Origin of the sequence: Ureibacillus sp. 179-F W5.1 NHS, assembly GCF_045369345.1 — a bacterium.
GTDB classification, from domain to species: Bacteria; Bacillota; Bacilli; order Bacillales_A; family Planococcaceae; genus Ureibacillus; species Ureibacillus halotolerans.
The window spans coordinates 22,041-41,636 of record NZ_JBIQFG010000002.1 but is presented as its reverse complement, the minus strand read 5'-3'; the positions used below and the strand labels follow the sequence as shown (position 1 = coordinate 41,636).

Sequence of the window (19,596 nt, the reverse complement as noted above, 5' to 3'; positions counted from 1 at the left end):
GTTATTCCCCCCTCGCCAATACAAGTCGTATTTGAAAATAGGATAAATGAGGAACCACTTCATGTAAAATCTTTAGTTTTCTCGTATTATAATCATCGACTGCCGTCATTACTTTTTTAATATCTTCTTTCGAAATAAATTGTTCGATAGAAAAATCGGGATCATTCATCGCAATTTCAACGATATGGTCTTCAATCGTGCTAACCTTTAACCGGCGGATATGACTAATTTCTTCTATTAAATACCCTTTACGGAAGAGTTCGGCTGTTTGATGAGCAGAACCACTTAAAGGAATAACGACTCGAATATCTTTTGCAAGTTGATTTAGTAATAAATATTGCTCCGGATGATTTGAAATTTGGGTAATCCAACTATGTAAAGTAGAAATATAAATTAATTGAACATCCATTTCAGATAAATTTTCTTGATAACTGATTTGCTGCCATGTAAGGCCAGCCGTTTGAAAACCTGCCAAGCGGTTAATGACAATCGATTTTGCCCGTTCTTCTACTTTTGAACTTTCAAGACTCCCCACTATTTCGTCTAATAACGTTTTTTGTAAATTACCTTCTTTATATTGATTTATAAGTAAAAACTGTCGAACCCAATGTTGAATATGATCGTCCTTTTGAATAGGGGTAAAAGACATTCGACCTGCCCCATGGTGAGAGAGGGATTGCACAATCAATGAAAGTCTAGCAAAAAAAATATGCTCATTCCCTCTATAATACCACCCATTAAAATAATACTTTTCCCCATCCTTTACAAATTCTCTTGCACTATCTGTCAGCTCATAGCTACCTTCATCATGGACGATTAAATAATGTTCTTCTATTAATGAATTCAGTTTCTCGTCGTAATGAGGTCTTGACAATTTCGGTAAAATACTAAAAAACTTATGTAAATGATATATTCCCACATCTTGTATTGTTTGGCCTGAACGTTTACCTTTTAGTAAATGGAAAGGTGCGGAAATCGTTCGTTCTTGATTGAAATTGTGGAAAATTTGTAAAAGAATTTGTTCAAATATCAAAAATCAACCCCTCCATTTCGTAGTATTATGTTGAAAAGTCGATTAAACAGTTTTAGAATAGAAAAGAAGCTTGATTGGAGCGCACGTTAAAAAGGAGAGAATACTATGCCAAAATATACAATTGTTGATAAAGATACATGTATTGCTTGTGGCGCTTGTGGTGCTGCAGCCCCAGATATTTATGATTATGATGATGAAGGAATTGCCTTCGTTATTTTAGATGATAACATGGGTACAGCTGAAGTACCAGAAGATCTACTAGAGGATATGCAAGATGCATTTGAAGGCTGTCCGACAGATTCTATCAAAGTAGCAGACGAATCATTTGAGGGCGATCCTTTAAAATACGAATAATTCATTCATATAAAAAGGTAGGAAAGGGATTTACCCTTGCCTACCTTTTTGTTTATTTTGCTTCACGGGTTTTTTTAAATAAATAGGATGCTAATATTAAGAAACAGCCAAGTCCGAAGGCAGTATAATAATGTATATCAATAGCCGGTCCAAAAGGTTTAACAAAAATATTTAAAAGTATAACACCTGCCCAAACTAAACCAAATAGTATGCCTAAACCCCAAGTAACTTTGTTTTTCTTTTTCTTGCTCGTAAATGCATTCTTTTTTAATACAGCAAATATAAAATAAATGAGACCGACTAAGCTTCCAATAATTAACACGATAGAGACTGAAGCCGTACCTAAATAAATTGTAGAGCCTTCCTTTAAAATTAAATCCGGAACACCCCAAGCCACTAAATACCAACCAAATAATGTTAATATGATTTCCAAACTAAATCCCATTATTTTTTTTACCGATTCATTCGGAAGGGATTCGATAATATCTTGAGCGAGTTGTTGAGGTGCCTTTCCAAACACTTCCTCTGCCTTTTTCCCTTCTTTTTGTGCCTCGAGTAAGTGGTCTAACATTTCCAGCAACACTTCTTCCGTCGCCTTTTCATCTTTAAATGCATTTGTTCGAATATACAGAAGCATATTTTCATAATACGTTTTATTTTCGGGTGTTAATAAATTGCGTTTTTCATTATTTTGTTTCACCATTTTTTTAATTGTTAACGTCATTCTTATCACCTCTTAATATATTTGTAATAGGCCTACTTAATAGCTCCCATTCCTTACGAATTGATTCAAGGGCCACCTTTCCTTCATCGGTTAAAGAATAATATTTCCGATTTGGGCCAGTATCGGATGGTCGCATTTTTCCGTTAATCCACTGACTTTTTTGCAAACGTAATAATACGGGATAAATCGTACCTTCACTTATATCCTTTAAACCAAGCTGCTGCAGTTTTTGTGACAATTCATAGCCGTATACTTCTTCTTTTTCAATAACCGATAAAACACAACCATCTAAAATACCTTTTAACAACTGACTTCGTATGGACAAAGCGATTCTCACCTCACTATTTTGCTTTACAAGATACCCTCTGTTTAATACTATATTGCATAACAAAATAGCAGTCAACTATTTTGTTATGCAAGTTACTTAAATAGCATTGATTTTTAATGATAGAACTGTTAAACTGAAATTAGTAGTTGGTACTAATAACTGATATAACATTATTCGATAAAGGGGTACATTGGATGGACATTTTACAGTTAAAAGATAAAAATATTGTCGTAATGGGTGTTGCAAACGAGCGTAGTATCGCTTGGGGAATTGCAAAGAAGCTTTTAGAAGTAGGAGCAAACGTAATCTTTACTTATCGAAAAGAACGTTCAAAAGGAAAAATTGAAAAAGTTTTAGCTGATTATACAGAACATAAAACAGCTGTTATCGAATGTGATGTAAATAGTGATGAAAGCATTTCAAAAGCCTTTACTCAAATTGGTGAACAATTCGGTGTCATTCATGGAATTGTGCATTCCGTTGCCTTTGCCCATGCAGAAGATTTAAAAAATCGTTTTGTTGAAACATCTCGTGAAGGATATGCCTTTGCTCAAGATACAAGCGCATATTCGTTAATTGCAGTGGCAAAAGCGGCCCTACCATATATGACAGAAGGTGCTTCCATCGTCACAATGAGTTATTTAGGTGGACAACGAGTGCTTGAAGGATATAATGTAATGGGTGTTGCAAAAGCTGCATTAGAATCTGCAATGAAATATCTTGCATCAGATCTTGGTTCCGAAGGTATACGTGTAAACGCAATATCTGCAGGTGCTATTCGTACGTTAGCAGCCAAAGGTGTACCAAGCTTTAACACAGCATTACACAAAATCGAAGAACTATCTCCATTGAAACGTAATACAAATCAAGAAGAAGTAGCAGATATGACTCTTGTTATGTTAAGTAACTTGTCACGCGGTGTTACGGGAGAAACGATTTACGTTGATTCTGGATATAATATTATGGGATAAATAATTTAGGACTTCACTATGCATACTTTGCATAAAGAAGTCCTATTTTTCATTTACTTACTTAATTTCTCTAATAATAGCTCTTCTGTAACCGGCCCAATAATTTGTTCTACAATAATTCCCTCTTCATTCACAATAATACTCGTTGGGATTGTAAGAACTTCATAAGCAATGGATGTATTCCCGTCTTCATCTAATAAAATAGGAAAGGTAATACCATGTTTGTTTGCAAATTGTTTCACTTTCTCTTTGTTCGTTTCTAAATCTGTCGCATTAACGGATAAAATTTCTACATTATGTTCTTTAGCATAACTTTCATAAAAATGTTGGATTGTAGGCATTTCTTCTACACACGGAGGACACCACGTTGCCCAAAAGTTAATGAATATTTTTTTTCCCTTTAAATTTGAAAGTTTCACTGTGTCACCAGCTAATGTTTTCATTTCAAAATCAGGCGCTTTCGTATTCATCGTTCGAACTTCTGGTTGTATACTTCCCTCTTCATGGGCATCATTATGGTCATGAGCATGGGCATGTCCTTCTTCTCCATGGGTATCACCGATAACCGGTTCTTCAATGATTCGATAAGAAATAGTAGGATTATCTCCTCTAGACCCTTCGTCTTCACTTGGAAGTTCTTGCAAAAGATTCGATTGGATTGCCTCATCAATAGTTAGTGGAGTACCTTTCGATTCAGCCATATTTGTATATATTGTAATGAAAAGAACAATGACAATGAGCCCCGTTAAAACAGCAGATAATAATTGTTTTCTCAATCAATAACTCTCCTATTTCATGCATGATTATCATTAGTATATGAACTTTATTAAATATCATGTAAAGTTCTTAAAATATAAAAAACCCCATTAACTAATACTCCAAAATAGGTGGAGTATTAGCAATGGGGCATTTACAACGATAAATTAATACATTTTTAAATATTGGTCGCGTTCCCAAGGATGTACAACTGTACGGAACATATCATATTCAATTTCTTTCGCCTCTTTAAAGTTCGAATAAATATGTTCGCCTAGAGCACCTTTAATCACTTCATCTTTTTCTAATTCTTGTAAAGCTTCTAGTAGTGATCCCGGTAAACTTTCAATACCAGTTTCTTTCAACTCAGCCGCATTCATCACATAAATATTACGATCTACTGGAGGAGGAGGTGTTAAACCGTTACGGATTCCATCTAAACCAGCTTCTAAAAGCACTGCTAAAGCTAAGTAAGGATTCGCTGCTGGGTCAACTGAACGTAATTCAACACGAGTAGATAATCCACGAGATGCAGGAATACGAATTAACGGTGAACGGTTACGAGCAGACCAAGCAATATAACATGGTGCTTCATAGCCTGGTACTAAACGTTTGTAAGAGTTTACTAATGGGTTTGTTACAGCTGTGAATGCTTTCGCATGTTTCATAATACCTGCCATGAATGCACGAGCAGTATCAGATAGCTCTAATTCTGCATTTTCATCCCAAAATACATTTTGGTTTCCTTTGAACAATGATAAGTTCGAGTGCATACCAGAACCGTTTACGCCGAATAGTGGTTTTGGCATAAATGTCGCATGTAAACCGTGTTTACGAGCGATTGTTTTAACTACTAATTTGAAAGTTTGAATATTATCACACGCTTCTATAGCATTTGCATATTTAAAATCAATTTCGTGTTGTCCAGGAGCTACCTCGTGGTGAGAAGCTTCAATTTCAAAGCCCATTTCTTCCAATTCTAACACGATATCACGACGGCAGTTTTCACCTAGGTCAGTTGGTGCTAAGTCGAAGTATCCTCCATCATCATTTAATTCAAGAGTTGGGTTACCTTTTTCATCTAATTTAAATAAGAAGAATTCTGGCTCTGGTCCTAAGTTGAAACTTGTAAATCCTAGTTCTTCCATGTTACCTAATACACGTTTTAAGTTTGAGCGTGGGTCACCAGCAAATGGTGTACCATCCGGATTTACAATATCACAAATTAATCGGGCTACTTTCCCTTTTTCCGCTGTCCAAGGGAAGATAACAAAAGTATCTAAATCCGGTTGTAAGTACATATCTGATTCCTCAATACGTACAAAACCTTCAATGGAAGATCCGTCAAACATCATTTTGTTATCTAAAGCCTTATCTAATTGGCTTAAAGGAATTTCTACGTTTTTAATCGTACCTAAAATGTCTGTAAATTGTAGGCGAATATATTTTACGCCTTTATCTTTCACAATTTGTTTAATGTCTTCTTTTGTGTACTTAGCCATCTTTTTCCACACTCCTAAAATTTTAAATTAAAAAATATAATTTACTCACCCTTTACTTGAAAAAAGCGAGATAAATCCCCTTGCCTTAATGATGCCTTTTGCATAATTTGTGCCTGTTGCATTTCCTCACGTAAAATCGCGCGGAGTTCTGCGTCAGAAATAGATAGTTTGTTAGAAGATTTCACATTGTTGTTTTTTCTCATATCAAAAACTTTTTTAATTCCTGCCATGTTAATCCCTTGATCGAGAAGTTCACGAATTTCTAATAATGCATCTACATCATCTAATGAGAACATTCTACGATTGCCTTCTGACCTTGCAGGCTCAATTAATTTATGTTCCTCGTAATATCGAATTTGTCTCGCAGTTAACTCCGTTAATTGCATTACCATGCTAATAGGGAGTAACGGCATTGCTCTTCGAAACTCTCGACTCATCGACATCTCCTCCCTTTCATAGCATTATTTTAAACTATGTTATGTATAATAGCAATACTATGTTAGAAAAAATAACATATGAAATTTAGATTTTTTTTATCGCAATTTTAGATGGAACGAATTCCCTATATAATCAAGGGCTTACGACATAAAAAACGAAAAAACCCAACGCTTTCACGTTGGGCCATTCTGTATCAATTTTTTCAAATAAAAAAGCTGTTCATTATCGTCATAGTTTATGACATGAATGAACAACTTTTGATTTATAGTAAATATTGTGCTCGTTGATTTTCGATCCAAACTTTCATTGTACGGAATAATAAAACCGTTACAATCATGAGCATAATTCCTTTTATAAAGTTAAATGGTAAAATACCTAACACAATCGTTTCTTTCATATCAAAAGTACCCCATCCAAGGAAGTAAGAATACATAGGTAAAAAGGCTACATAGTTTAATAGACTCATTCCTACTGACATAATGACTGTACCTGCGGCTAACCCTAAAATTAATCCTTCTAGTTTAGGTATCTTTTTATAAAGATAGTAGACAGGTAAAATAAATAAAATACCTGTAACAAAGTTGGCCATATGACCTACCGGAACCCCTGTTGGTGTCCCTGAGAAAATCCAATCTAATACATTTTTAAACAGTTCGACTAAAATTCCAGCTAACGGTCCCATTGTAATTGCTGCGATTAAAGCTGGTGTATCACTAAAGTCGATTTGTAAAAATACCGGGAAGCCCGGTAAAGGGAAGTTTATTAGCATCAGAATAAAAGAAATACTACTTAACATGGCAATCGTTACAAAAGAACGTAACTTAAGGTTTTGATTTTTCATTTACTTTCTCTCCTCTTTGCTGATTCAACCCGCAAGAAGAAAGGACAGCCTTCATCTATATTCGCCTTCTCCATGAAAAATCCCTTATGCAAAATTGCATAAGGGAGAAATAGGCACATTAAAAATAAGAAAATAAGTATGCGAAAACAAGCGTATTATAAAGGGTACGCTAAATAAAAGTAAAGTTATACGACAATGTACAAACGATACTTCCACATACAGTTTCCTATCCACAAACGAATATAGAGACCGTACCTTCACCTTCTCCCATCCAGACTATACTGTCGGCTTTGGAATCACACCAAATCCTGCTCTAAGTTGAGCTCGCGGGCTTAAGAAACTATATTGCAATCCTCCGATGTAAAAGAGAATGAGTTTCTATTACCGCCGATCGGGAATTTCACCCTGCCCCGAAGATGAATCAATATTATTTTTTAACATTATATCTCGAAATTGAAATATTGTAAAGATAGTTCAATAGGAAAAACTTTTCCTTTTATTTCCTATTTTCAAACGCTATTTATTGAAAAACTGTTGAATATGGTATTTCATTTGCACCGACCGGCATTGGTAATGTTGTAGTAAAATCAAAACCTTGCCATTCGGTTTGGGTTACATTTTTAAATTGTACGTTCATATTGAAATTTGCTGCGGTTAATAAAATTCCTTCAATCATTTTCATCGCTTGTTGTTGATCAAGAGTCATTAAATCCAATTGTTCAGTGAATGTTACAGTAACCACATCCTGTTCAACCGTTACATCGTAATCAACATCCGGAACAATAACGGATTGATAAACATCATTTGTGTTTTCTTTCATTGTAAGAATCGCTTCTTCTACGGTTGAATAAAAAGCTCTAAAGTTAGGCACTAAATAGCTCTGACCATCTGGCTGTGTAAATTGATAATAGTTGTATTGAGTCGTTTCACCATTCAATGGAATTGGTGATGATTCTCCTACTTCACTGAATATAAAGGGTGAACCAGTTTCATCTAATTGAACAACTTCATCATAATGATCTCCAAATGTATCTACTAGTGATGCTGTATAAGTTGTAAGTGAACCAGTTCCAACATCATATAATTGATCACTTGGTAATGTGTGAACAACTTGATTATCCCGTTCAGTAATTTCCCCGTCATACGGATGATAATTATGAAATCCAATAGCCTCTTCGTTAAACAATGGTGCATATTTGTTATATAGCTCAACCCCTGTAGGTTGACTATTACCAAAATCCTCCTGAATTCTTTCATTTGGAATTAAAACGGTTACAGGGATACTATCTGCAGCATCACTAGCTAATCCTAATTTAAATATCGTATTTCCTTCAATTTGATCAGGATAAACAGCTGTACGAAGATCAGCCATCTCAGTTCCCATTATATTCATTTCTTCACTAGATTTCGATTCCTCTGATTCAATCATAGAGTTCTTAGAAACACTAGAGGAATCGTCTGCTCGATCCATTACGGTAGTTTCTTCAGAAGTATGTTGGTTCATCATTGACGGAACTAATATAGCGATTAAACAGACTGCAGCTATTGAAATGGCCATCGGTATCCAATTAAATTTCTTTCTAGTTTTCTTCAAAGGCTCCTCATCAAAAAGTCCATCTTCCTTTAGTCGTTGGAGGACTTCATCTTTTGAACGTTGATCATGAATTTTCGGTACATTGGATAATAGATTTTCAATTTTGTCGTCATCCCATTGGTCATGAGTCATGTTGATTCGCCTCCTTTTTGGATGTTGTTAATAACTCACGAAGTTGTTTAATGGCCCGATGTTGTGTTGTTTTAACTTTTCCTTCCGTCCAATTTAAAACCGCTGCTGTTTCCGATATAGATAATTCTTGGAAATATCTCATAATGATGACCATCTTTTGATCACCAGTACATTTTTCTAAAGCGGTTAATAACTGCTGCATTTCGTCATTGAGCTCGGTAAAACTTTCAGGAGATTTAGTTGGTGATACGAGTTGTTCTGTTTCCCAATTAAAAGCATTAAAACTGTGGGAAGAACGAACAGTATTTTTTCTAAAATAGTCGATGGCTACATTTTTTGCAATGGCAAATAGCCATGTTTTCTCTGAGCTTCTCCCCTGAAATCGCTCGTAGGATTTTAATACTCTTACATATACTTCATGGGATAAATCTTCTGCAATGGTTCGATTTTTAACTAAATAAATTAAAAATTGAAAGACATCTTGATGGTACAATTCATACAAACGATGGAATATGGACTCTTTCAAACTATCAGTCCTCCGTTCCTAGTAATTTTGTCGTATACAACATAGAAAAGTTTCATTAATTCAAGATATTTTATAATTTCTATTAAAATTATTCTATATGGTCATTATAAGTGCAAATATCAATGATATACATAAAATAAAGGAAAAGGTTGTCCATTTCACTACAATCTTTAAGGACAACCTTTATTTTAATGGTTTTACATATAATGGTACAACTAAAATAAAGAACAATTTTTATTTGACGATAAACAGTCCACGAAACTGACTATTCCTTTTGCTCAAATTGTTTTGCGACTGTTTCAATTACATTGACTCTTCTTACTAAATCTCGATAACGCATTTGTTGTTGCGCTTTTTCTTTTGTAACTCTCTGTTGTTCTATATATACCTTTTGAATTTCCGAATGAAAGTATTCAATATCTGATTGATTACTCGATAAATTAGCTGCACTTTGAAGTACCAGCTTTTTAGTCTTTAAATCCGATTCTAAAGAATTAAGTTTGTGAATTTCTTCTTGTACACTCGTACATTCATTTATCAAATCTTGAAATAGATCGAGAACATGCCCCATTTCAACTATTCCCCTTTCCACACAATTTGGTTTTCTACGATATCTCTTTATCTTATGAATATTATTTCCGAAAAAACTTCTAAATAATGATGTTTTTTAACAATTGGAAAAAGGGGCTATTTAATGTCGTTCTTCCAATATAAAAAAGGCTAGAAACATTGACGTTTCTAGCCTTATCACTTTTCTTATAATGGTAAAAAGAAGGTGAAAGTAGTTCCTTCTCCAACTATACTATCTACATGAATATTCCCTTTATGGGCTTCGACGATGTTTTTCGCAATGGCAAGACCTAACCCTGTTCCCCCTTTAGAACGTGTTCGAGCTTTGTCCGCTTTATAAAAACGTTCAAAAACATAAGGTAGATCGTCTTGCGGAATTCCCTCACCAGTATCCGAAACTTGGATTTTTGCATAGGATAATTCTTGCGTTAAGGAAACCGTTACACTTCCCTGTTCGGAAGTATGTCGAATCGCATTATCAATTAAATTCGTTAACACCTGTTCAATTCGATCTTCATCCATACTTATTTGAACATCCTCAGACAACTCTGTCTTAAATTGAAGATGAACTTTCCTTTCCTTTGCAACCTGGGTAAATTTTTGCGTAATTCTTTCAATAGCATGCACAATCGGAACTTCGTCTTTAAATAAATTTGTATATCCCGATTCCATGCGAGCTAAATCTAACAAGTCATTAACTAAACGTCCCATTCGTTGAGATTCATCATAAATGATGCGAGTCATTTCACTCCGTTCTTCTTCGTTGGACACTACATCATCTAATAACGCTTCAGAATACCCTTGCAACATCGCAATAGGTGTTCGAAGTTCATGGGACACATTCGCAATAAAATCGGAACGTAATTTTTCAAGACGGGATTGTTCGGTCATATCGCGAATGACCGCAATGGCCCCACGAATGGATAGTTCACTATTTTTTAATGGACTAATCGTAATTCGATAGTAGGAACCACCTATTTCAAGGTCTTCTTCTAGCTTATCTTCAAAATTTAATACATGATCTAGCATTTCAAAAATTTCCTTAGGAATAGGACTGTCATTTTGCCCTTTTTTCCCTATAAACCATTTTTGAAGTAATTTATCAGCAGGAGGGTTACTTAATAATATCGTACGATCCCGGTTAAATGTAATCACACTATCGGTCATTGAAGTTAAAACACTTGCTAACTGTTCTTTCTCCTGGTTAATCACTTCTAAATGATGCTTTAATTGTCTACCCATTTGATTAAAAGCAACGGCTAATTGGCCAATTTCATCATTTTGAGTAGTAGGCAACGTTTCATCAAATCTCCCTTTTGCCAATTCAAAGGCGTGTTCACGCATTTTACGTAATGGCCATGTAATACGGGAAGATAGGAAGAAGGCAAAAAACGTTGTTAAAACAAAGGCAATAAAAGCTGAAAGGAAAACGATTTTCGTCGTTTCCTGGGATGTTTCATGCAATGCCTTTGGATTTTGATAGATGAAAATTGCCCCGTGAACTTCATCATCACTTTTTAATGGATAACTTAATACAACATAAGTTTCCATTTTCTCTTCATCCGTTTGAGAAGGTAAAATCATTTCATCGATAATTGGTTTATCCGATTCATAAATTTTATCGAAGGCTTTGTTTTTTATAATACTATTTTGAATTACTTCTTCGTTTGTTGCTGTTTGAAAGGATGAAACGACTTTTCTTTCATTTGAAGCAAGGAAAGCATTGGTATCCTCCGTTAACATTTCTTCGATAATTTCATCTGTTAACTGCTCTAAATCATAATTATCAACGATACTAGCAATCGTAGAGGCTGTTTGGCTTAAAGATTTTTCTGCTTGTTCACGATGATAATCTTCTAAAAACTCCAACATTAAAACCGTAAATACGAACAATACAAATGAAACGAGAAGCAATATGGTAATCCATAGCTTCCCGACAATACTTCTCCATATTTTAATCATTGATTACCTCAAATTTATAACCTACGCCCCAAACCGTTACAATCATCTTCGCTGCATTCTCCGATACTCGATTTAGTTTTTCGCGTAAACGTTTTACATGGGTATCGACTGTTCGTAAATCACCAAAGAAATCGTAATGCCAAACTTCTTTTAATAATTGTTCTCGGTCAAATACTTTATCTGGAGATTTAGCTAAAAAATATAACAGCTCGTATTCTTTTGGCGTTAAGTTTACTTCCGTACCATCGGCAGTAACACGATGTGCATCATGATCGATAGTTAAATGTGGGAAAACCACTAGATCCTTTGAAGTAGACGGACTTGAAACGGGTGAAAACACAGCTGAACGACGTAAAATTGCTTTAACACGTAATACAACTTCACGAGGACTAAATGGTTTTACAATATAATCATCTGCACCTAGTTCGAAACCTTGTACTCTGTTAGCTTCTTCACCTTTAGCAGTTAATAATATGATAGGTGTTGTTTTCTTTTCTCGTAATTCTGAACATACTTGTAGTCCATCTTTTTCAGGCATCATAATGTCCAATAGTATACAATGATAGTCTTTCTCTAAAGCCATTGTAAGGGCGATTTCACCATTTTCAGCTTCATCTACTTCATACCCTTCACGTTCTAAATACATTTTTAATAAACGTCGAATACGGTCTTCATCATCTACTACTAATACAGAAATATTTTCAGACATAGGTTTTACCCCTCTCATTCTTTCTCTTTACTATTGTACATTTTCATATTAAAAATTTAAAGGAGATATAACAAAACTTCCACAGTTATGTCGTTTTGAAAGATTTTTGAAAATAGATTAGAGAAAAATTGTATGATTATTTGAAAAACTAAATTCTATAAAGAAAGTTCTTCCCATTAATGAGAAGAACTTTCATCCGTTAACTTACTCTTAAGCGTAAGAATGTAAACCTGCAATTACTAAGTTTACAACTATTAAGTTGAAAAGAATGATGGCAAAGCCGATACATGCAAGCCATGCGGATTTTTTACCTTCCCAACCTTTAGATAAACGTAAATGTAAGTATGCCGCATAGAATAACCATGTGATAAGCGCCCATACTTCTTTTGGATCCCATCCCCAGAAACGGCCCCACGCTTCTTGCGCCCAAATCATGGCAAATACAAGGGCACCTAAACTGAATATAGGGAAACCAATTAATACAGAACGATAACCAATTTCATCTAATAAATTTAAATTTACTTTTTTAACTAATGGATGAAGCATACTTAAAATACTTCGACGAGTAATTAATCGGATTAAAATATAAAGAATTGAACCGAACACAAATGACCAAAATACAGTTGTTAATTTTTGCGCATTAATAACTGGCGCTGTTTCAACAAACGGTTCCATCACGTCATCCGTTAATAGTACGTATTCATTCATTCCGAAAACAGCTGGCATATTGTATGTGATTTCTTGTTGTGCTCCTTCTTTATCCACATAAGTAAACGCTGCTTCATAACCAATACTTTTGAAAATCACTGTTGCTAAAATAAATCCAATTACTAAAACCATAAAATAAAGAACAGCTTCTAACCAGAAACGGCCTTTTGATTTCACTTGAGGATCGGTATCTTTTAGTAAGTACAACAATCCTGCAACTGCACTAATTGCTAGAACCGATTGACCAAGGGCAGCCGTAATAACGTGAATCGTTAACCAATGACTTTGTAATGATGGCACTAATGGATCCACATCATTCGGGAACATAGCCGCATAACCGATAATTAATAGCGCAATCGGTAATGCTATAAGCCCAAGGGCAGTTAAACGATACATATAGTAAATAAGAATGAAAGCAGCAATGATAAACATACCAAATGCAGTCGTAAATTCAAACATGTTACTTACAGGTGCATGTCCTGTATAAATCCATCGCGTAATAAAGTAACTTAAGTGGGCTAAAAATCCGATAATCGTTACGATCATCGCTAATTTGCCCCATTTGTCAGCACGTTTTGCTGCACCATCCGGTTTTGAACTTTTAATCGCTCCACCGAAGAAAAATGTTCCAACTAAATAAGCAACAAATGCAACAAATAACAGATTTCCACTTATATCAATTAAACTCATAAAGTGCTGTCACCTTCCTTTTCTTTTCCTTCACCTTCGCCATCTTTATCCTCTTCTCCTTGATCAATGTATGGAGGCAAGTGGGCAAAATCTGATAAAGCATTTAAATCTTTCTTTATACTAAACCAGTTTTTGTTTGTATGGGCTGCAAGGCGAATTGTACCATCTTCCAATTGTTCCACCCAAACACGTCGGTGATTCCAATAAGAACCGATGACTACACCTAACATAAAAATAACGCCACCAATTGCTAAAATTGGAATGGTACTATCTTTATGCACAGTTAAACCAGACATATCTCTAGTTTCAACACTTTGGAATTCCATTTTATACGTGTTATTACCATTTGGTTCAATTGTTTGCTGAATCGCTACAAAGCTTACTTCCCCTTCTGGTTTATCAGGTGTTACCATTTTAAATATAAATGCTGGATTATTAGGGGTTGGTGTAGCTGTTTGCGGTTCTCCATTTTCAAATCCTGAGAAGTCAGGATAGAAACCTAATAATTCTACTTTTGTTTGATCATTCAATACATATTCTTTTTGAGGATTTGTTAGATCGATACTAACAGCACCTAAAGATTCGCCTGTTTCCTTATTTGTTAGCTCGAAGTTCATCGTTTTCAGTTCATTTAAACGGAAATCCATTTGATAAAAGGAAAATCCATCATGTTGTAAAGGATGATTGACTCGAATGGAGTATTCTTCTACTAACTCTAAATTTTCAGCTTGACCCGGAATTGCATCTTCAGACTGTTTATATAATTTCACATCAGTTTGATAGTTTTTCGCTACGACATTAACACCTTGCAACTCTTGGTTTTCTGTCTTTTCATTATCGTGCATTTCTAAAATGAAATCTTCATTTTCGATAAAGTAACCATCCATTCCTGGAACTGCCCGAGTTTCTCCTTCTCGAATCCACATCGATTCATCCACATAAAAACCAGGTACAAGTCGAAGCATCACACCAAACAAGAATATGATCAAACCAACATGGTTTATGTAAGGGCCATAACGGGCAAAACGACCACGTTCAGCTAAAAGCGCATTGCCATCTCGGCGAACTTTATATTTTAACGCTTTCATTTTTTCTTCTATTAAATTTAAAGTTTTGGATGAATCCCCTTCTGTAACAGGACCTTCCGCAATGATACGTTGTCGCTTCATAAAACTAACATGTCGTTTAACACGTTGATTTTTTAAAGAGCGATGTAATGGTAGACCTCTATCGATACTGGCAACAATAATCGAAATCGCCAGCATTCCCACTAATATTTGGAACCACCATGAACTATAAACATTGGATAGCCCTAATTCATAATAAAGCTTCCCAAGGGAGCCATAAGTTTCTTCATAATATGCAGCCTTTTGCTCCTCCGTTGAAACACTAACATAAAATTCTTGTGGGAAAATCGTTCCAATCGAAGCAGCAACGAGGTTAATAATAATTAAAGTTACCCCTACTTTTACACTTGAAAAGAAATTCCAAATTTTATCGACAATCGATTTATTTCTCGTTTTCGATCGAATTGCGATACCATCATATCGCATATTTAAAATTTTACTCTTTTTACCTTCTTCAGTTAAAGGTTGGCCACACTTTTCACAAAGCAAAGTACCTTCTGGGTTTTCATGACCGCAAGCACAAATAATTTTTCCCATTTGAATTACTCCTGTTCTGGCTTAATTGATTCCATATAGGAAGCGATTTGTTGTTCGTTCATTTCACCAGTAATAATTTTCTCAACTTCACCTTCTGGATTAATTAAGATAGTCGCTGGCAACAAATCAACATTATAAGCCGTCATTACACTCTTCGTAGGGTCAATTGCAACTGGAAAGTGTACATCTAAACTTTCAATAAAGTTTTTCACTTCAAATTCAGTTTGGGCAATGTTTACTGCTAATACTTCAACGCCTTGTTCTTTATAAATGGCATATTGATTTGACATAGCAGGCATTTCTTTCTTACATGGCTTACACCAAGTTCCCCAGAAATTTAAGAAGACTCCTTTTCCTTCATAATCTGAAAGTCGATGTTTTAAATCGCCATTATATAAATCAACAAGTTCAAAATCTGGCGCTTTGTCCCCTACTTGTAAAACTTCTACCTTATCCTTAGTTGCTGTACTATAAACTGTATAGACGATTGCAGCTAAAAGAACAACGAGGATAACACCGCGATATATAGAACGTTTTCTTTTTTTATCCATTTACAGGTTCCTCCCCAGAAAACTATACAATCTTCTTTATTATAGCAAACTTCATTTTTGCATTATCTTCTGATTTTGACTGATTTATGAAACTTTCTTTCCTAATATCAGTCAATTTTACCTGTTTCTGCTAAAACTCGAAGCAATTTTACCTCATGTTTTGACAATTCCCGATATTCTCCAGGTTTTAATCCAGCTAAATCTAAAAATGCAAACCGTTCACGTTTTAATTTGACAACTGGTGTCCCTATCGCTTCAAACATTCGACGAACTTGTCGGTTGCGCCCTTCGTGAATCGTAATTTCACAAATTGCTTTCCCTGCTTTTTCATCAAAAGATGTCATACTTACTTTTGCGGGTGCCGTTTTACCATCTTCTAATTTAATACCGCGCTGTAATTTCTTTAAGCCGTCAATGGTAGGTACTCCCTTTACACGAGCGACATAGGTTTTATCGATTTTAAACTTTGGATGGGTCATTTGGTAAGCGAATTCGCCATCATTCGTTAATAAAAGTAAACCTGATGTATCATAATCAAGACGTCCAACTGGGAAAATACGTTGATGTACATGCTTTTTGAAAATATCCGTCACCGTTTTTCGACCTTTATCGTCTGTTACAGCTGATATTACGCCTCTTGGTTTATATAACAAAAAGTAAACTTTATCTTCTTTTTCAAGTTTGATACCATTTACTTCGATTGTGTCAGAGCTTGAAACCTTTGTCCCTAACTCCTTGACAACTTTTCCATTGACTTTCACTTTACCTTCTAAAATTAATTGTTCTGCTTTTCGCCTTGATGCTACGCCAGCATACGCAATCACTTTCTGTAATCTTTCCAATTTGTCCACCCCGTTCATTCGTGTCAGCACATTTAATCTGTTGAAAATTATGTCATATTCTGTTTCATTATTAAAGAAAAATAGCTTATTTCGAAAGTTGTTTGATTATTTCGAAAGGAGCCATGTAAAAAACATATAAAATTGCTTCTTTCTTAAGCTATATGTAGTTTATGGATACTTTAAACTGTTAAAAATCCCTATATCCAAAACACAAAAAATAAGACTGCTCGAATTGCAGTCCTTAAAGAATGATCATCTTTATTCGTACTGTTCATTATTGGAACGACTTTATTTGATATTAACTCTAGTTGAATAAATACTTTCATTATTTAAAAATACATGCCAAATTCCAAAGTTGTCTTGCTTTCTAGATAAGTGTAACACGTTTTGAATTTGTTTTTCTTCTTCTTTGTTAACTAATAGTTTAATCGGTTTACTTAATTCTACCGTTTTTGTTTCTGTTGCTTGATATTCTCCTTTATCTGCAATTGTAACATAGTCATAGTTGGAAAATATTTTATTCGCAAGTGATGTATGTACTTGCCAATCATTTGACTCGCTTAACGTAACAACAATAACCTTTTTATTATCTTTTTCAAAATAAGTTGCCAACGTTCTTCCTGCCACTTTTGTAAACCCTGTTTTTCCTGCTACGGCATCTACTTGTTGACGTAAAAGGCGATGTTTATTTTGCCAAGTGACACCATTTTTAGTTGGACTTTTATAATTAATCGTCGAAGCAATTTTTTTAAATGTATCGTTCTGTAAAGCAATACGTAACATTTGAGCTGTATCATATGCGGATGAAAGATGTAATTCATTGTGTAAACCAGAAGGGTTTGTAAAATACGTATCATTTAATCCGTATAGATAAGCTTTTTCATTCATTAAATCAACGAAACCTTCTAAGGAGCTTCCTGCATGTTCTGCTAAGGCGTATGCAGCGTCATTCCCGGAACGTAACATTAAGCCATACAATAACGTTTCCACCGTAACTTTTTCACCAGGCTCTAAATAAATCGATGAGCCTTCACTTAATGCTGCTTGGCGAGAAATGGTCACTTCATCGTCTAATTGACTATTTTCAATAGCTATTAATGCTGTCCAAATTTTTGTTAAACTAGCTATAGGCATTCTAGAATGGACATCACTGCCTTCCAATAATCTACCTGTTTCTGCATCAATTACGGCATACGAAGCATTTGCTGCGGTTGTAACCGAGAAAAAAAATACGATGGAACAAAGAAACGCAAAAAAGATTTTTGCAATTTTTTTCAACAAGCCACTCCTTTTTTCACTTTACTCTTCACTAAAAGCTTCTTGGAATTTCGTCATAAATAAATCTGTTTCTTCATTTTCATCCACTTGATCGCCTTCAAGTAATGGAGGAAGTTCTTTTATATCTTTCAAACCGAAATAGTTCAAAAACTCCTTTGTCGTACCATAAAGTATCGCTCGTCCTGTTCCTTCTGCCCTTCCGACTTCTTGTATTAATGCACGGGAAACGAGCGTTTGGATAGGACGTTCACTTTTCACTCCACGTAAATCTTCAATTTCCGTTCTCGTAATGGGTTGCTTGTACGCAATAATAGCTAACACTTCTAATGATGCCGTAGATAACACATGGCTATTCGGATTTTCTACAAGTTTTTTTATACAATCCGCCATCTCAGGTTTTGTCGTTATTTGATATGTACCTGCTAATGTTTTTAATGTGATTCCTCGTTCTTCAGATTCATTATAATTTGTTTCTAGCTCACTTAAAGCGGCCTCAATCTCCATTTCATCGACTTCTAGTAATTGGGATAGCTGCTTTAAAGTTAAGCCATCGTCGCCCACTACAAAAAGAAGTGCCTCAATCTTGCTCATCAAATTGTTTAAGTTCATCGCCAATATCCTCCTTTTGTAAAATAACAGTTAAGTCTTCGAAGTTATTTTCTTGCTCTACAAAAACGACATGGCGTTTCATTAGCTCTAATAATGATAAAAACGTTACAATAATTGTTGATTTATCTTCGTATGGGAAAAGTTCAGAAAAGGAAGATCGACCCCCGCTTAACTTTAACGAATCAATCACAGCAATCATTTGATCTTTAACCGATATTTCTTGTCTAGCAACTCTTGTAGATAAAGGTCTTTTAAGCTGCTTCCGACGTAGCAATTTTTGGAAAGCACTTAACATATCATAAACATTGACATTCATATCGAAAAGTGCAAGCTGTTCATCTGGCAGAAATCCTGATAAATCGCTAGGTGGTCGTGTGAAAACTTGTGCACGATCAGCTTCTAAATCCTTTAATTCGTTCGCAGCTTCTTTATATTTCTTATATTCTATTAATTTTGTTACGAGCTCTTCCCGTGGGTCAGGTCCTTCAACTTCAAATTCAGCATCTTCTATTTCACCTTCGTGAATGGGAAGGAGCATACGACTTTTAATCGCAAGTAATGTTGCTGCCATGACAAGATACTCACTTGCTTCATTTAATTCTAGCTCTTTCATCGCATGAATATGGTCAATATATTGTGCGGTTAACTCAGCCATTGGAATATCATAAATATCAATTTCCAAACGATGAATTAAATGCAATAATAAGTCAAGAGGACCTGTAAAGGCTTCTAATTTTACTTCATACATGTGTCAACCACCTGACATTTTGTTCGTTAACTTTATAGTTCGTCCTAATTTTAATCATATGGATAC

The 19,596-nt window shown here is 35.0% G+C and carries 21 protein-coding genes and 1 riboswitch; of the genes, 2 read left to right on the top strand and 19 right to left on the bottom strand.

The features are described from left to right. Window position 1 precedes the first annotated feature (1 nt). On the bottom strand, window positions 2–1,033 hold the full coding sequence (locus ACH0B5_RS01490; protein ID WP_122973041.1) for a YpbB family protein: 1,032 nt from the start codon (window positions 1,031–1,033) through the stop codon (window positions 2–4). 105 nt (window positions 1,034–1,138) lie between these two features. Here ACH0B5_RS01490 and ACH0B5_RS01485 point away from each other — a divergent pair, with 105 nt between their 5' ends. Continuing rightward, a complete protein-coding gene (locus tag ACH0B5_RS01485) occupies window positions 1,139–1,387 on the top strand; it encodes a ferredoxin (protein WP_097072328.1) in 249 nt (82 codons plus the stop codon). A 52-nt stretch (window positions 1,388–1,439) separates the two neighbouring features. Here the strand turns inward: ACH0B5_RS01485 and ACH0B5_RS01480 are convergent, their stop codons facing one another. Both ACH0B5_RS01480 and ACH0B5_RS01475 read right to left on the bottom strand, forming a co-directional pair. Continuing rightward, window positions 1,440–2,111 (bottom strand): DUF1129 family protein, encoded by a 672-nt coding sequence (locus tag ACH0B5_RS01480; RefSeq protein ID WP_406927317.1) that lies wholly within the window; start codon window positions 2,109–2,111, stop codon window positions 1,440–1,442. Beyond that, entirely contained in the window at window positions 2,095–2,436 is a 342-nt protein-coding gene (locus ACH0B5_RS01475) for a PadR family transcriptional regulator (protein WP_406927316.1), read from the bottom strand. Before ACH0B5_RS01475 ends, ACH0B5_RS01480 begins: the two co-directional genes overlap by 17 nt. Before the next feature lie 197 nt (window positions 2,437–2,633). On the opposite strand from ACH0B5_RS01475, the gene ACH0B5_RS01470 reads away from it, so the two are divergent. Next, window positions 2,634–3,410, top strand: coding sequence for an enoyl-ACP reductase FabI (locus ACH0B5_RS01470; protein WP_122973038.1), 777 nt, complete (start codon window positions 2,634–2,636; stop codon window positions 3,408–3,410). A 53-nt stretch (window positions 3,411–3,463) separates the two neighbouring features. Here the strand turns inward: ACH0B5_RS01470 and ACH0B5_RS01465 are convergent, their stop codons facing one another. The 16 genes from ACH0B5_RS01465 to ACH0B5_RS01390 form a co-directional block, all read right to left on the bottom strand. Then, on the bottom strand, window positions 3,464–4,186 hold the full coding sequence (locus tag ACH0B5_RS01465) for a TlpA family protein disulfide reductase (RefSeq protein WP_122973037.1): 723 nt from the start codon (window positions 4,184–4,186) through the stop codon (window positions 3,464–3,466). 147 nt (window positions 4,187–4,333) lie between these two features. Beyond that, on the bottom strand, window positions 4,334–5,668 hold the full coding sequence (gene glnA, locus ACH0B5_RS01460; RefSeq protein ID WP_122973036.1) for a type I glutamate--ammonia ligase: 1,335 nt from the start codon (window positions 5,666–5,668) through the stop codon (window positions 4,334–4,336). A gap of 41 nt (window positions 5,669–5,709) precedes the next feature. Continuing rightward, window positions 5,710–6,105, bottom strand: a complete 396-nt coding sequence (locus tag ACH0B5_RS01455; RefSeq protein ID WP_122973035.1) for a MerR family transcriptional regulator — start codon at window positions 6,103–6,105, stop codon at window positions 5,710–5,712. Between the two features lie 263 nt (window positions 6,106–6,368). After that, a complete protein-coding gene (locus ACH0B5_RS01450) occupies window positions 6,369–6,947 on the bottom strand; it encodes an ECF transporter S component (RefSeq protein WP_122973034.1) in 579 nt (192 codons plus the stop codon). Between the two features lie 255 nt (window positions 6,948–7,202). Beyond that, window positions 7,203–7,369: riboswitch (FMN riboswitch) on the bottom strand. A gap of 98 nt (window positions 7,370–7,467) precedes the next feature. Continuing rightward, on the bottom strand, window positions 7,468–8,673 hold the full coding sequence (locus ACH0B5_RS01445; protein WP_122973033.1) for a hypothetical protein: 1,206 nt from the start codon (window positions 8,671–8,673) through the stop codon (window positions 7,468–7,470). Further along, window positions 8,663–9,199, bottom strand: a complete 537-nt coding sequence (locus ACH0B5_RS01440; RefSeq protein WP_122973032.1) for an RNA polymerase sigma factor SigX — start codon at window positions 9,197–9,199, stop codon at window positions 8,663–8,665. Before ACH0B5_RS01440 ends, ACH0B5_RS01445 begins: the two co-directional genes overlap by 11 nt. 265 nt (window positions 9,200–9,464) lie before the next feature. Further along, the gene (locus ACH0B5_RS01435; RefSeq protein WP_122973031.1) at window positions 9,465–9,770 is read right to left on the bottom strand and encodes a hypothetical protein; all 306 of its coding nucleotides are present in this window, start codon (window positions 9,768–9,770) and stop codon (window positions 9,465–9,467) included. Between the two features lie 185 nt (window positions 9,771–9,955). Further along, window positions 9,956–11,731, bottom strand: a complete 1,776-nt coding sequence (locus ACH0B5_RS01430; protein ID WP_122972878.1) for an ATP-binding protein — start codon at window positions 11,729–11,731, stop codon at window positions 9,956–9,958. Then, window positions 11,724–12,440, bottom strand: a complete 717-nt coding sequence (locus tag ACH0B5_RS01425) for a response regulator transcription factor (RefSeq protein WP_122972877.1) — start codon at window positions 12,438–12,440, stop codon at window positions 11,724–11,726. The genes ACH0B5_RS01430 and ACH0B5_RS01425 overlap by 8 nt, the downstream gene beginning before the upstream one ends. A 210-nt stretch (window positions 12,441–12,650) precedes the next feature. Beyond that, the gene (gene ccsB, locus ACH0B5_RS01420; RefSeq protein ID WP_122972876.1) at window positions 12,651–13,838 is read right to left on the bottom strand and encodes a c-type cytochrome biogenesis protein CcsB; all 1,188 of its coding nucleotides are present in this window, start codon (window positions 13,836–13,838) and stop codon (window positions 12,651–12,653) included. Further along, window positions 13,835–15,502, bottom strand: coding sequence for a cytochrome c biogenesis ResB family protein (locus ACH0B5_RS01415; RefSeq protein ID WP_122972875.1), 1,668 nt, complete (start codon window positions 15,500–15,502; stop codon window positions 13,835–13,837). Before ACH0B5_RS01415 ends, ccsB begins: the two co-directional genes overlap by 4 nt. Window positions 15,503–15,507: 5 nt before the next feature. After that, window positions 15,508–16,053, bottom strand: a complete 546-nt coding sequence (gene resA / locus ACH0B5_RS01410; protein WP_122972874.1) for a thiol-disulfide oxidoreductase ResA — start codon at window positions 16,051–16,053, stop codon at window positions 15,508–15,510. Window positions 16,054–16,160: 107 nt separating this feature from the next. Beyond that, entirely contained in the window at window positions 16,161–16,895 is a 735-nt protein-coding gene (locus ACH0B5_RS01405; RefSeq protein WP_122972873.1) for a pseudouridine synthase, read from the bottom strand. Window positions 16,896–17,183: 288 nt separating this feature from the next. Then, window positions 17,184–18,164 carry a D-alanyl-D-alanine carboxypeptidase family protein gene (locus ACH0B5_RS01400; RefSeq protein ID WP_406927334.1) on the bottom strand — a complete coding sequence of 327 codons (981 nt, stop codon included), beginning with the start codon at window positions 18,162–18,164 and terminating at the stop codon, window positions 17,184–17,186. Window positions 18,165–18,194: 30 nt separating this feature from the next. Beyond that, window positions 18,195–18,782, bottom strand: a complete 588-nt coding sequence (gene scpB / locus ACH0B5_RS01395; RefSeq protein WP_341361981.1) for an SMC-Scp complex subunit ScpB — start codon at window positions 18,780–18,782, stop codon at window positions 18,195–18,197. Further along, window positions 18,751–19,530: a segregation/condensation protein A gene (locus tag ACH0B5_RS01390; RefSeq protein WP_122972871.1), complete on the bottom strand. Its 780-nt coding sequence runs from the start codon at window positions 19,528–19,530 to the stop codon at window positions 18,751–18,753. The genes scpB and ACH0B5_RS01390 overlap by 32 nt, the downstream gene beginning before the upstream one ends. Window positions 19,531–19,596 lie beyond the last annotated feature (66 nt).

Excerpts from the sequence above, each read along its gene's own strand:
- ACH0B5_RS01485 (WP_097072328.1), top strand. The coding sequence starts at position 1,139 with ATGCCAAAATATACAATTGTTGATAAAGATACATGTATTGCTTGTGGC.
- ACH0B5_RS01480 (WP_406927317.1), bottom strand. The coding sequence starts at position 2,111 with ATGACGTTAACAATTAAAAAAATGGTGAAACAAAATAATGAAAAACGC.
- ACH0B5_RS01470 (WP_122973038.1), top strand. The coding sequence starts at position 2,634 with ATGGACATTTTACAGTTAAAAGATAAAAATATTGTCGTAATGGGTGTT.
- glnA (WP_122973036.1), bottom strand. The coding sequence starts at position 5,668 with ATGGCTAAGTACACAAAAGAAGACATTAAACAAATTGTGAAAGATAAA.
- ACH0B5_RS01455 (WP_122973035.1), bottom strand. The coding sequence starts at position 6,105 with ATGAGTCGAGAGTTTCGAAGAGCAATGCCGTTACTCCCTATTAGCATG.
- ACH0B5_RS01450 (WP_122973034.1), bottom strand. The coding sequence starts at position 6,947 with ATGAAAAATCAAAACCTTAAGTTACGTTCTTTTGTAACGATTGCCATG.
- ACH0B5_RS01445 (WP_122973033.1), bottom strand. The coding sequence starts at position 8,673 with ATGACTCATGACCAATGGGATGACGACAAAATTGAAAATCTATTATCC.
- ACH0B5_RS01435 (WP_122973031.1), bottom strand. The coding sequence starts at position 9,770 with ATGGGGCATGTTCTCGATCTATTTCAAGATTTGATAAATGAATGTACG.
- ACH0B5_RS01430 (WP_122972878.1), bottom strand. The coding sequence starts at position 11,731 with ATGATTAAAATATGGAGAAGTATTGTCGGGAAGCTATGGATTACCATA.
- ACH0B5_RS01425 (WP_122972877.1), bottom strand. The coding sequence starts at position 12,440 with ATGTCTGAAAATATTTCTGTATTAGTAGTAGATGATGAAGACCGTATT.
- ccsB (WP_122972876.1), bottom strand. The coding sequence starts at position 13,838 with ATGAGTTTAATTGATATAAGTGGAAATCTGTTATTTGTTGCATTTGTT.
- ACH0B5_RS01415 (WP_122972875.1), bottom strand. The coding sequence starts at position 15,502 with ATGGGAAAAATTATTTGTGCTTGCGGTCATGAAAACCCAGAAGGTACT.
- resA (WP_122972874.1), bottom strand. The coding sequence starts at position 16,053 with ATGGATAAAAAAAGAAAACGTTCTATATATCGCGGTGTTATCCTCGTT.
- scpB (WP_341361981.1), bottom strand. The coding sequence starts at position 18,782 with ATGAACTTAAACAATTTGATGAGCAAGATTGAGGCACTTCTTTTTGTA.
- ACH0B5_RS01390 (WP_122972871.1), bottom strand. The coding sequence starts at position 19,530 with ATGTATGAAGTAAAATTAGAAGCCTTTACAGGTCCTCTTGACTTATTA.